Source organism: Bdellovibrio bacteriovorus (assembly GCF_001592755.1).
GTDB lineage: Bacteria > Bdellovibrionota > Bdellovibrionia > Bdellovibrionales > Bdellovibrionaceae > Bdellovibrio > Bdellovibrio bacteriovorus_E.
The window spans coordinates 561091-573188 of the sequence record NZ_LUKF01000001.1; the positions used below are offsets into that span (position 1 = coordinate 561091).

The 12098-nt window shown below is 43.6% G+C and carries 11 protein-coding genes; 7 read left to right on the plus strand and 4 right to left on the minus strand.

The genetic code is table 11. The features are described 5' to 3' along the window. The first annotated feature begins 38 nt into the window (after positions 1–38). The 7 genes from gyrB to AZI85_RS02825 are packed head-to-tail and all read left to right on the plus strand — an operon-like array spanning position 39 to position 7389. Positions 39–2456 carry a DNA topoisomerase (ATP-hydrolyzing) subunit B gene (gene gyrB, locus AZI85_RS02795; RefSeq protein WP_063242615.1) on the plus strand — a complete coding sequence of 806 codons (2418 nt, stop codon included), beginning with the start codon at positions 39–41 and terminating at the stop codon, positions 2454–2456. A 26-nt stretch (positions 2457–2482) separates the two neighbouring features. After that, positions 2483–4966: a DNA gyrase subunit A gene (gene gyrA, locus AZI85_RS02800; protein ID WP_063242616.1), complete on the plus strand. Its 2484-nt coding sequence runs from the start codon at positions 2483–2485 to the stop codon at positions 4964–4966. Position 4967: 1 nt separating this feature from the next. Further along, the gene (locus AZI85_RS02805; protein WP_063205773.1) at positions 4968–5765 is read left to right on the plus strand and encodes a tetratricopeptide repeat protein; all 798 of its coding nucleotides are present in this window, start codon (positions 4968–4970) and stop codon (positions 5763–5765) included. Continuing rightward, positions 5765–5989 carry an AtpZ/AtpI family protein gene (locus AZI85_RS02810; RefSeq protein ID WP_063205775.1) on the plus strand — a complete coding sequence of 75 codons (225 nt, stop codon included), beginning with the start codon at positions 5765–5767 and terminating at the stop codon, positions 5987–5989. Before AZI85_RS02805 ends, AZI85_RS02810 begins: the two co-directional genes overlap by 1 nt. Before the next feature lie 6 nt (positions 5990–5995). Beyond that, the gene (locus AZI85_RS02815) at positions 5996–6352 is read left to right on the plus strand and encodes a hypothetical protein (protein WP_063205777.1); all 357 of its coding nucleotides are present in this window, start codon (positions 5996–5998) and stop codon (positions 6350–6352) included. Further along, positions 6342–7031 carry a F0F1 ATP synthase subunit A gene (gene atpB, locus AZI85_RS02820; protein ID WP_041875744.1) on the plus strand — a complete coding sequence of 230 codons (690 nt, stop codon included), beginning with the start codon at positions 6342–6344 and terminating at the stop codon, positions 7029–7031. The genes AZI85_RS02815 and atpB overlap by 11 nt, the downstream gene beginning before the upstream one ends. A 37-nt stretch (positions 7032–7068) precedes the next feature. Beyond that, positions 7069–7389, plus strand: a complete 321-nt coding sequence (locus AZI85_RS02825) for an ATP synthase F0 subunit C (RefSeq protein WP_041875746.1) — start codon at positions 7069–7071, stop codon at positions 7387–7389. A 435-nt stretch (positions 7390–7824) separates the two neighbouring features. On the opposite strand, the gene AZI85_RS02830 is transcribed toward AZI85_RS02825, so the two are convergent. The 4 genes from AZI85_RS02830 to AZI85_RS02845 form a co-directional block, all read right to left on the minus strand. Further along, entirely contained in the window at positions 7825–9195 is a 1371-nt protein-coding gene (locus AZI85_RS02830; RefSeq protein WP_063242617.1) for a phosphomannomutase/phosphoglucomutase, read from the minus strand. A 45-nt stretch (positions 9196–9240) separates the two neighbouring features. Continuing rightward, a complete protein-coding gene (locus AZI85_RS02835) occupies positions 9241–10197 on the minus strand; it encodes a 4-hydroxythreonine-4-phosphate dehydrogenase PdxA (RefSeq protein ID WP_063242618.1) in 957 nt (318 codons plus the stop codon). Next, positions 10190–11134, minus strand: a complete 945-nt coding sequence (locus AZI85_RS02840) for a peptidylprolyl isomerase (protein WP_063242619.1) — start codon at positions 11132–11134, stop codon at positions 10190–10192. Before AZI85_RS02840 ends, AZI85_RS02835 begins: the two co-directional genes overlap by 8 nt. Next, positions 11127–12098, minus strand: a 972-nt coding sequence (locus AZI85_RS02845; protein WP_253720806.1) for a peptidylprolyl isomerase, incomplete at its 5' end; no start/stop codon positions are given. The genes AZI85_RS02845 and AZI85_RS02840, both read right to left, overlap by 8 nt.

Consider the following 12098-nt stretch of genomic DNA (forward strand, 5'->3'; position numbering starts at 1 on the left):
GGGTTTCCAGAGTGTATGCAGTCAGTGAGGGGTACACAGTGTCAGTCGAAGAACAAAAAACATATTCCGCCGACTCGATTCAGGTTCTTGAAGGACTTGAAGCGGTTCGTAAACGTCCAGGGATGTATATCGGTGATACCGGTTTCAAAGGTTATCACCATCTTGTGTATGAGATTGTGGATAACTCGGTAGACGAACATCTTGCAGGTCATTGCAAACACATTTACGTCACGATCAATGCCGATGAATCAGTTTCAGTGGAAGATGATGGCCGCGGTATTCCTGTGGGCGCTCATAAAAATGGAAAATCTGCTCTTGAAATCGTTATGACCGTACTTCACGCCGGCGGTAAATTCGACGGTGGTGGTTACAAAGTATCCGGTGGTCTACATGGTGTGGGTGCTTCCGTCGTAAATGCGCTTTCTGATCGTGTTTCTGTTGAAGTTCATCGTGAAGGTTTCGTATGGAGACAAAACTACGAGCGCGGCCGTATTGTGGCGCCGGTTGCTCAAGGTGAAGCTTCCGCTAAAACTGGAACGACAGTGACGTTCAAACCAGATCGTCAAATCTTCAAAGACGAAACAGTCATCTACGATTTCGCAACCCTTGCGAATCGTTTTCGTGAACTTGCGTTCCTAAATGCAGGTCTTCATATTTCTTTGAAAGATGAGCGTTCAGGTAAAAAACAAGATTTCCAATACGCTAATGGCGTGGCTGAATTCGTTCAGTACATGAATCAATCTAAGAAATCTCTTCACAATGAAGTTGTTTATTTCCGAGGTGAAAAAGACAACGTCGATGTTGAAATCGCTTTGCAGTGGAATGACTCTTATTCGGAATCCATTTTCACATACTGTAACAACATCAACACTCACGAAGGTGGTACTCACCTTGTGGGTTTCCGTGCGGCCTTAACTCGTACAACGAATGCTTACGCGACTGAAAAAAATCTTTTGAAAGATTTGAAAGCAAACCTTGAGGGTGAAGACATTCGTGAAGGTTTGGCAGCGGTTATCTCGGTGAAAGTTCGTGAACCTCAATTCGAAGGGCAAACGAAAACCAAACTGGGTAACACGGAAGTCAAAGGTATCGTTGAAGCTCTGGTAAATGAAAAATTAGCCGACTGGATGGATCGCAATCCTTCGGTTGCTAAAAATATTATTTCTAAGTGTGTGGAGTCAGCGCGTGCCCGTGAAGCCGCTCGTAAAGCTCGTGATTTAACTCGTCGTAAGACGGCGTTGGATGGTGGATCTTTGCCAGGTAAAATGGCGGACTGCCAAGAACGTGATCCTGCACTTTGCGAACTTTACCTGGTGGAGGGAGACTCTGCCGGTGGATCCGCGAAACAAGGACGTGACCGTCGTACGCAAGCGATTTTGCCTTTGAAAGGTAAAATCTTGAACGTGGAAAAAGCGCGTTTTGATAAAATTATTTCTTCTGAAGAGATCAAAGTTATCATCTCGGCTTTAGGAACGGGTATCGGCAAAGACAACGTGAACGTGGATAAAATCCGCTATCACAAAATCATCATCATGACCGATGCCGACGTCGATGGATCGCATATCATGACTCTGCTTTTGACATTCTTCTATCGTCAAATGCCAGAAGTTCTTGAGCGCGGTTATGTTTACATTGCTCAGCCACCTCTTTACCGTGCGAAAAAAGGTAAAGAAGAAACTTATCTGAAAAACGAAGCGGCATTGACTGAGTTCCTTTTGAGTTCTGGTCTTAATGCTTTCAAAATCAAAGGGAAAGAGAGCTTGAAAGAAGCAGATCTTCGCCAACTGATTTTGAACATCCAAAGATTCAACGATCTTTTACGTGTGTCTTCGAAAAAATACGACAGAGACGTTTTGTATTTCTTGTTAAGCAAAATTGGTGATTTCGAAAAGACTTTTGCAGATGCTGGAAAAATCCAAACATCTTTGAATGATCTAGGCGACTGGATTAAAGGAAATCAAAAGCTGGGTATCACTGAATACAAAGGCGAAGTTAAAACAGATGAAGCTACAGGAAAACCTTATGCTGACATCTACACTGTTCGTTACGCAGATCGCATGACGACGAAATTCAGTCTTGAAAGCTTGCGTTCTTCGGAAATCATCGAGCTTCGTAAAATCTGGAATGACATCCAAGGTGTCAGCACTCTTCCAATGACAATCCTGGAAGGTGAAACAGAAATCGAATTCGATAACTACAACGAATTCTACACTCACGTGATGGAATCTACGAAAAAAGGAATGTACATCCAACGTTACAAAGGATTGGGCGAGATGAATCCTGAGCAGTTGTGGGAAACTACGCTGAATAAGGAAAACCGCACTCTTCTTCAAGTAAATATCGATGATGCTGTTGCAGCGGATGAGACATTCTCAATCTTGATGGGTGAAATGGTTGAACCGCGTCGTCAGTTCATCCATGACAATGCCCTTCTTGCTCGTAGTTTGGACGTTTAATTTTAGTTTTTTAAGTTGGTGAAGTTATGGAAAATAATAATGAAGAAAAAGGCGTAACCCGCGTCGATGTCAGTAAGGAAATGCGTGATGCCTACCTTCAGTACTCGATGTCCGTTATCGTGGGTCGTGCCCTACCCGATGTTCGTGACGGTCTAAAACCTGTTCATCGCCGTGTCTTGTTTGCACAAAGTGAAATGAACAACCGACCTGGCAGACCTTACTTGAAGTCTGCTCGTGTGGTCGGAGACGTAATCGGTAAATACCATCCTCACGGTGACTCTGCGGTTTACGAAACTATGGTTCGTATGGCCCAGGATTTCTCTTTGAGATATCCACTTGAGGATGGACAAGGAAACTTCGGTTCTATCGACGGTGATAGCGCGGCAGCTATGCGTTACACTGAGATCCGTATGACTCACCTTGCGGAAGAACTTCTGCAAGATATCGATAAAGAAACTATTCCATTCGGACCGAACTACGACGACTCTTTGCAGATTCCTCTAGTTCTTCCTGCGAAGTTCCCAAATCTTTTGGTGAACGGTTCTTCCGGTATCGCCGTTGGTATGGCGACAAATATTCCTCCGCACAATTTGGGCGAAGTGATTGATGGTTGTATTGAACTTATCAATAAACCTGAATGTACTCTTGAAGACTTGATGGTTCACATTAAGGGCCCGGACTTCCCGTCTTACGGTGTGATCGCAGGTCGTGAAGGTATCTTGCAGGCCTATAAAAAAGGCCGTGGTATCATCACACTGAAAGCGGTTGCGGAAATTGTACCGGGTAAAGACCGTGAAGAGATCATCGTTACTGAGATCCCTTACCAAGTTAATAAAGCAAAATTGATCGAAAGCATTGCAGACCTTGTTCGCGACAAACAAATTGAAGGTATCTCTGATATCCGCGATGAGTCTTCTCGTGAAGGTATGCGTATCGTGATTCAATTGAAACGCGGTGAAAACGCCAGCGTGATCTTGAATCGCCTTTACAAATATACGCAAATGCAAATCAGCTTGGGTATCATCATGCTGGCTTTGGATGCGAAAAACCAACCGGTTACTTTCGATCTTAAAGGCATGCTTGAAGCTTTCGTTGATCACCGTCGTGACGTTGTTACGAAACGTTGTATCTTCGAACTTAAAAAAGCCCAAGAGCGCGCGCACATTTTGGAAGGTTTGAAAAAAGCCCTGGATCACATCGAAGAAGTGATCAAAACGATCCGCGCTTCCAAAGAAGCGACGACGGCTCGTGAAGCCTTGATGTCGAAATTTGAATTCTCAGAACGCCAAGCCGTTGCGATTCTTGAAATGCGTTTGCAACGTTTGACGGGTTTAGAACGTGATAAAATCATCCAAGAACTTGCAGAGTTGATGAAACAAATCGACTGGTTGAAGTTCGTTCTTGCTGATGTTCGCGAAATTTACAAAATTATCGTGGGCGAACTAGAAGATATTAAAAAACGTTACGCAGATCCTCGTCGTACTCAAATCCAAGGTAACCTTGATGATATTGAAGACGAAGATTTGATCGCTGATGAAGACATGGTTGTCACTGTTACCAACACAGGTCTTATCAAACGTATGCCGACAGCTGAATACCGCGTGCAAAAACGTGGTGGTAAAGGCTTAAAAGGCATGGAAACGAAAGAAGAAGACTACGTTACAGATCTATTCTCCGCTTCGACTAAGACTATGCTTCTTGTCTTCACGGACAAGGGTAAAGTTTACTGGTGTAAAGTGCATAAACTTCCTCTAGGAAGCCGCACTTCTAAGGGTAAATCTTTGGCAAACGTCGTTCAGCTAGCAAGTGGTGAAAGTGTTCGTGCGATTCTTCCGGTGGATGAATTCAGCGAAAACAAATACGTTGTTATGTTGACTGAAAAAGGTGTGATTAAGAAAACATCTTTAGATTCATTCGCGAATCCAAGAGCCGCTGGTATCATAGCTTTGACGACAGATCTTGAAGACGGCGTTATCGACGTTAAGATCTCTGACGGTCAAAGTGATATCTTCATTGCGACTAAAGAAGGTATGTCGATCCGCTTTAACGAAGCCGACGTGCGCGAAATGGGTCGTACGGCTCGTGGTGTGAAAGCTATCACTTTAGCTAAAGACGACATCGTTGTGGCGATGGAAGTTTTAGAGAAAAACACGAAAGACACTATCTTGATGGTGACATCAAAAGGTTACGGTAAACGCTCTGAAACAGGCGAATACCGCATCCAATCTCGTGGTGGTGTTGGTATTATCACTCAGAAAACGACGGAAAAAGTGGGCGTGGTTATCGGTACGAAGAAAGTTTCAGAAAAAATGGAACTTATTCTTTCCACTGATAAAGGACAAGTTATCCGCATGAAAGTGACGGACATCTCTGTTCTAGGACGCAACACTCAAGGTGTCCGTTTGATCAATATCGATGAAAAAGAAGAAACCGTGACAGGTGTTGCAGTCGTTGAAGAAGATGATGCAACTGAAGAATCAACACCGGCTCCGGCAGGAGTCACTCACTAAGATGGTCAGAGGCCTTCTGATTGTCTTAGTGCTGGCCCTCACCGCCTGCTCTTCCCAAGAGGAGGCGGATTATAAGCAAGCCCAAAAAGAAATAGCTCAGGAACATTACCGTATTGGCCTGAGCTATTTAGATCGAGTCATCAAAAGAAATGCTCCGACAAAATATCCTTTAGAAGCCGCTCGCGAAGCTGCACGCATTTCGTTTTTTGAGATCAAAGATTTCAATAAAGCCGTTGATTATCATCATTTCATTGTTTTGCATTCCACCGACGAAAAAGAGCGCCTAGAATCGCAAAAGCAAATAGCGGCGATTTATTTTAATAATCTTCAGAACTATCAGCAGTCGATCATTGAATATAGTAAGCTTCAACAGATGCCTCACACGGATCTAGAGGCGGCTCAATATAAGATGAACATCGCGCGTGCTCAGTACTATCAGAATAATTTCTTTCAAGCTGAGTCCGAGATTGATTCACTCTTAAAACTTAAAGGTGATGAAAACACTCGCTTTAGTGCTTTGATGTTAAAAGGAAATATCTTGGTCGCGCGCAAAGACTTCGCAAAAGCAGCAGAGATATTTAAAGAGCTCATTCAAAAGTATCCTGAAAAGGCGATTCAAGAAAACGTCGCGCTGACTTTGGCTGTTTGTTATGAAGAAAATTTGGATTTTAAGAGTGCCATTGCCGTTCTTGAAGCCCATAAAGAAAAATACAATCCACCTGAATACATCGAACTTCGAATCAAGCGCATGCAAGAGCGCATGAAAAATGCTCCGGGAGCGAAAGGCTTTAGGAAGTAATGAAGAAGTATATAATTTTTGCATCCATGGGCTTTGAACTTGTCGGTTTGATCTTGGGGTGTTTTTACCTAGGGCAATTCCTCGATCAAAAGTATCAAACAAAAGGCCTTATCTTTGTGGGTTTGACCTTTGCGGCTTTGATTGGTTGGTTATGGAGAGTCATCTGGCTTCTTCGTAAGCTGCAAAAAGAGGATGAGAAGAATTCAGATTCCGACAAACCCTAGGAAGCCATGAAACCTATTTTAATAGCGCAAATCTTTGTGATCGTTCTTGGCGGCCTGCTTTTGCATCTTTTTTCCGCACCGCAACACGCGCTATCCTTTGTGGCGGGGTCTTCAACCATCTTTCTTAGCTTTTTATTACTGGGTTGGGGCTGGAGCCTTATCTTCCAGAAGAAATTGGTTGCCCTGTCTATCGGTATCATTGTATTTAAGTACGCGATTTTAGGGATTATTATCTTTAAGCTAACAGCCATGCCATGGTTCGATACCTTATGGTTCGCAATGGGGGTTGCTAGTTTTATTCTTTCAGCGTTTGTGTATGCGGTGAAAGAAGCCTTACGAGAGGGAAAAGACCATGTCATTTAACTGGACACAACTCATTCCTGGTGTTGGTCACGAGTACGCACACGTTGCAACTCTTGGTGCCGCTACAGTAGCAACAATGGCTATCGGTATGGCAGCTCGCGCTTCACTTGGTAAAGGTGAAACGGCAGTTCTTCCAGCAAGCAAATTCTCTCTTCGTGGCATCATGGAAATGTTGACCGAAATGATGGATGGACTTGCAGAGATGGTTATCGGTGAACACGGTAAACACTATGTTCCTTTCTTCACTTCTGTTTTCTTCTTTATTCTTTTGAACAACTTGATCGGGATGATTCCAGGGATGACTCCTGCAACTGAAAACATCAACACGACATTCGGTTTCGGTGTTTTGATGTTCTTGTTCTATAACTTCCAAGGTGTGAAAGAAAACGGCGTGTTCGCTTATCTTAAACACTTCATGGGTCCGGTTCTTTTCCTTGCTCCTTTGATGTTCGTGATCGAACTAGTTTCACACTTTGTTCGTCCGTTCTCTTTGGGTCTTCGTCTTGCGAACGTTATGATGGGTGACCACACAGTATTGTCTGTGTTCTTGGATCTAGTACCAATTGGTGTACCTATCCCATTCTACATCATGGGATTGTTCGTATGTTTTGTTCAGGCTTTTGTATTTACATTGCTTTCAATGGTCTACGTGGCATTCGCGATTGCACACGATCACTAGAGAGCAAACTTAACCACTCATATTGAGGAGAAATCACATGAAAAAAATGATCGTTGCTATGGTTGCTTTGTTGGCTTCTGTATCTGCATTCGCACAAGAAGCTGCTCCAGCTGCTACTGAAGCTGCTGCTTCTGTTGCTACTGACCGCGGTTTGGTTGCTATCGCAGCTGCTATCGCTATCGCATTGTCTGTATTCGCAGGTGCAATGGCTCAAGGTAAAACAGCTTCTACAGCTCTTGATGGTATCGCTCGTAACCCAGCAGCTTCTGGTAAACTATTGATCCCAATGATCTTGGGTCTAGCTCTTATCGAGTCATTGGTTATCTACGCGTTGATCATCGCATTGCGTTTGGCGTAATCGTCTAACAAGACCGATCAAATAAAAAGGCTGGGTATCCCCCGGCCTTTTTTATTTTCAGGGCTTAAAAAATGCAAAAGCGAATCAGGCCTTTGCCAGACTCGCTTTTGGTGGATCTCCTGTCCGATAAAACAGGAGGTATCCGATGCGTAAAAACACGTACTTACGTATTCGGCGTATTCTTGAGATTACTAAAGTAATCCTTGTGATTATTTTGCTGATCCTGACTATTTTTAAGTATTAGGTATCTGAAGTAATACCTCCAACGTATACATAGCCTAAGGACCGGTGACTGGGAATCGGGCTATTAACACGGCAGGAGTGAAACACGGACGAGTCTGGTGAAGGCTCCAAATAAAAAAGCCCGCTCTTTTGGAACGGGCTTTTCTTTTTTTAACCTGGTACTTTTTTGAAGCGATGGGAAGCAGGTACCTTTTAGAGGTACTTGTTTACTACGGCTTCTACGCGGCTGCGGATTTTGTCGAGGCCGGCTTGAGTTGTGGATTCGTAGCGTACGACAACAACCGGTTGTGTGTTTGATGAGCGGCATAGAGCCCAACCGTCTTCGAAAGATAAACGGATGCCATCAGTGAAGTCCACTTTGTAGTCGGCGTCTGGTTTGTTCGGGAAGGCTTCGATCATTTTTTCTACGATCAAAACTTTTTTCTCTTCAGTTGTGTCGATACGGATTTCTGGCGTGTTGAAAGCTGGCGGTAAACCTTCAAGCAATTGCGGAATTGTTTTTCCAGTTTTTGCTAAGATCTCTACCAAGCGCAAAGCTGCGTAAGGAGCATCGTCGTAACCGTAGTTGCGGTCCGCGAAGAAGACGTGACCTGACATTTCTCCACCGAAGGGAGCTTTTTCTACTTTGATTTTTTCTTTTACCAAAGAGTGACCTGTCTTCCACATGATCGGTTGACCGCCGTGTTCAGAAACATCGTGGTACAAGCGATCCGAACATTTAACATCACCGATGATTTTCGCGCCTTTTTGTTCAGCCAAGATAGAGCGAGCGATGATCACCATCAACTCGTCACCGTAAACCATGCGACCCGTGTGATCGACAACACCGATACGATCGGCGTCACCATCAAAGCCGATACCGCAAACGGCACCTTCTTTAGCGACTTGTTTTTTTAGATCTTCTAGATTTTCTTCTACAGTTGGATCTGGATGGTGATTCGGGAATGTTCCATCTGGTTGTTCAAATAGAATTGTTGGATTTAAACCAACAGCATTGAATAGTCCGCGAACTACGGATCCACCAGCGCCGTTACCGCAATCAAGAACGACTTTTGTGTCTTTGATTGTGCCGAATTCTTTTTTGTAGCGCTCGTAGTACATCGGTTTGATGTCGAAGTGTTCTTCAGAACCTTTGCCATCGATGTACTCACCTTTTTGGATAATCTCGCGTAGTTTTTGAATTTCCGCACCGAAGATTGTGCCTTTGCCTACAGAAATTTTAAAGCCGTTGTACTCTGGAGGATTGTGCGAACCTGTAACCTGAATCGCGCCATCAACGCCTTTCAATTCAAAAGTTGAAAAATAACAAACAGGTGTTGTAACAAGACCCAAGTGAATAACTTTAGCGCCAGAGTCCATCATACCTTTTGCAAGATTCTTGATGATTGCTGGAGAACTTTCACGCGCATCACAACCCAAAGCCACTGTTGGATTTGTAAGGCCTTTATTTTGTTTCATGTAAACAACGTAAGCGCGGCCTAAGAGGTATGCGAAATTATCGTCGAATTGTCCGTTGTAAACCCCACGGATATCGTACTCTCTAAAAATAACCGGTTGAAACATAAGTCACCTCTGTAAATAAGTGGAAGTATTTAGAAATATGATTTTTTAACGCGAGAGTCGAGCTAATTTTATAGCCCAGCGAATGGCATCAATCATCGAGTGCGGATTGGCTTTATTTAAACCGAAAATATCCTTCGCCGTCCCGTGATCGACACTGGTTCTGACAAAGGGAATGCCCAAACTAATATGAACGCCACTATCTTGCCCGTGAATTGTTTTAAACGGAATGAGGCCCTGGTCATGATAAAGCGCCACATAAACCGAATAGCGCTGCCAATTTGAAGGGAAAAATGCGGCATCGGGGACCAAAGGACCTTCCACCGGGATTCTATTTTCCTTCGCAAAGGCTGAAAGCTGAGGGAAAAGCAGAAGTTCTTCTTTTCCGATAAGGCCTTCTTCGCCAGCGTGAGGATTTAATCCCAAAACGGCAATCGGTCGCTTGGCTTGCGCTGCCGGAAGTTTCTTACGTAGTTCATTGGCATTTTTTAATGTTTCCGCAAGCACCGTAAAGCTAAGATGCTTCGTTACGTCCTTGATGGGCGTATGTGCGGTGGCAAGAACCACACTGAATTTTTCTCCAACAAAACCCATGTTCACGTATTTAGCACCAGAAAGTCTTTTTAAAATATCCGTATGCCCCAGATCCTTAAATCCAGCTTCTTTTATACTGGTTTTTGAAAGAGGAGCTGTGGCGATCCCATCCAGAACTTTTTCTAGACAGGCTTCAGCACTTGTTTCCACCCATTGAGCTGGAGATTCATCAGAAGCGATATCGATTAAATAAGGGCCATCGATCTTCAAGGCCTCTTGAAGAGAGTCGACAGTAATGCGTTCGAACTTCTTGTCGATAAGACGGAGATATTTTTTATCGGCGTCTTCTGGGCGCCACAAAATAAATTGAACGTTTTTTTGTGGGCCAAGGTGATGAAGAGCTTTAGCAGTGACCTCAAAGCCAATGCCATCGACGTCTCCGGTGGTAAGAGCGATTCTAAGTCTACTCATTGATACGAACAAAGATCTCGTCGCGTTTGCTTTGCAGCCAAGTTTTAAGTTGGCGTTTAAAGCTCGCTTCTAAAAGTTGAGCTTTGATGCGATCTTTCGCTCTTTCAAACTTTGGATCTGTCGTCAGTTTTTTACCAGTGAGCTTCACAATGTGATAACCCATGCGCGATTTAACCACCGGAGTTGTCTCGCCCACTTTCAAGTTTGAAATGGCTTCTTCAATCTCTGGCAAGAATTCACCGGATTTAAATGTACCTAAACTTCCGCCAGAAGAAAAATTCGGATCTTCGCTGAATTGTTGGGCCAAAGTTTCAAAGTTGTCGCCGCCACGAACTTTACCCGCGGCTGCTTGCGCTCTTTGCAGAGCCGCTTCAGCGCCACCCTTTTTCGGGTTAAAGAAAATGTGTGAAACGGAGAACTCGTCAATCGAAGGACGGCTGCTAGGATTTGTTTTTAAGTATTCGTTCAAAGCATCTTCGTCAGAGATACGAAGTTTTGAAATGATCTCTGAATCCATTAAAGATTGTTTTTCAATGCTGTGTTTTAGGAAAGTTTTGTATTCAGTTGCTGAAATTCCTTGGCCTTTAATGATGTTTAAAAGCTCAGCCTCAGAGACATTGTTTCTTTTCGCCATGCTCTTCAGCTCGGACTCTACGCGATCTGAAGTGACTGAAAGATTCAAACGCTTTACTTCAGATTCCAAAATCTTTTCGTTAATCAGATAATTTAGTTGAGCTTTACGATCACCCTTAAGACTTGTTGGTGATTTATCAAAGAGCAAAGCTTCATCGATTAAGCCTGGTTTGCCGATACGATTTTGCAGTTCTTTAAAATCGGATTCCAAAACAAGCTCGGTATTCACGATAGCCACAGTTTTTTCCACAAGCTCAGCGTGAACAGGTGTAGCGATCAAAAATGGAAAAAGAAAACTAATCATTGGGTCCTCGCGTATCAACCGTAATCGAGTTCATTAAATCGTAGTCCTTTAGGACTTTACTACTTCTGAGCTGAGCATCAAGCCAAGCTACATATTCCGCCTGCTCGCGTTGAGCACGAAGTGCACGAATTATCTGTGATTTGACCTCTTCTAGGGGCTGAGTCGTTGCAGGGGCCTTTTTTTCTACACGAATTAGGTGAACACCAAAGGGGCTTTTCACGGTTTGTAAGCCAGCGCCGGCGCTAAATAACGGGTCAAAGTAATCCACACTGCCCTTTTCAATCCAACCAACGACACCACCCGTTTTACCCTCAGGAGTGATTGAAAACTTACGAGCCAGTTCACCAAAATCGGACGTTTTTAAGTCAGTTCTGATAGCATCGGCTTTAGCATCTTCATCGACCACGATTTGACGAATGTAAATGCGCTCTTTACGTTTCCAGCGGTCTTTATTGTCTTCGTAGTAGCGTTTGATCTCTTCATCGGTGGGAGTTTTAATTTTTTCATTCAGTTTTTTAAAAACTTCTTTTTCAACCAAACCGTAACGAAGTTCTTCGCGCCACTCAGAGAAAGAAAGGTTTTCTAAGGCTAAAGCACGACGGAAGGAAAGATCATCGGGATAATTCGCGCGAAGCTTGTCGACTTCTTTATCCAGCATGTTTTCAGAAATCACGATGCTTTGTGAGCGAGCCCAATCCAGAGTTAAACTTTTCACTAAGAAATCGCGTAAAATTTCTTCTTTCACACGATGAATATTGTTGGGATCTTTGGCCGCTAAAGCATCAAAGTTTCGCAGACGACGGGCTAACTGATTGGCGAACTGTTTTGAAGTTAAAACGTGATCATTCACCTTCTCTACGGGTTTAGTAGAGATCTTTTGGTAACTGGAAGGACAACCCGCCAAGGTGAAGGCCATTAAAATAAAAAGCCCCGTACTTGCGGGGCTCTTTAGAAATTTCATAAG

Excerpts from the sequence above, each read along its gene's own strand:
- atpB (WP_041875744.1), top strand. The coding sequence starts at position 6,342 with ATGTCATTTAACTGGACACAACTCATTCCTGGTGTTGGTCACGAGTAC.
- gyrA (WP_063242616.1), top strand. The coding sequence starts at position 2,483 with ATGGAAAATAATAATGAAGAAAAAGGCGTAACCCGCGTCGATGTCAGT.
- AZI85_RS02810 (WP_063205775.1), top strand. The coding sequence starts at position 5,765 with ATGAAGAAGTATATAATTTTTGCATCCATGGGCTTTGAACTTGTCGGT.
- AZI85_RS02835 (WP_063242618.1), bottom strand. The coding sequence starts at position 10,197 with ATGAGTAGACTTAGAATCGCTCTTACCACCGGAGACGTCGATGGCATT.
- AZI85_RS02815 (WP_063205777.1), top strand. The coding sequence starts at position 5,996 with ATGAAACCTATTTTAATAGCGCAAATCTTTGTGATCGTTCTTGGCGGC.
- AZI85_RS02830 (WP_063242617.1), bottom strand. The coding sequence starts at position 9,195 with ATGTTTCAACCGGTTATTTTTAGAGAGTACGATATCCGTGGGGTTTAC.
- AZI85_RS02805 (WP_063205773.1), top strand. The coding sequence starts at position 4,968 with ATGGTCAGAGGCCTTCTGATTGTCTTAGTGCTGGCCCTCACCGCCTGC.
- AZI85_RS02840 (WP_063242619.1), bottom strand. The coding sequence starts at position 11,134 with ATGATTAGTTTTCTTTTTCCATTTTTGATCGCTACACCTGTTCACGCT.
- AZI85_RS02825 (WP_041875746.1), top strand. The coding sequence starts at position 7,069 with ATGAAAAAAATGATCGTTGCTATGGTTGCTTTGTTGGCTTCTGTATCT.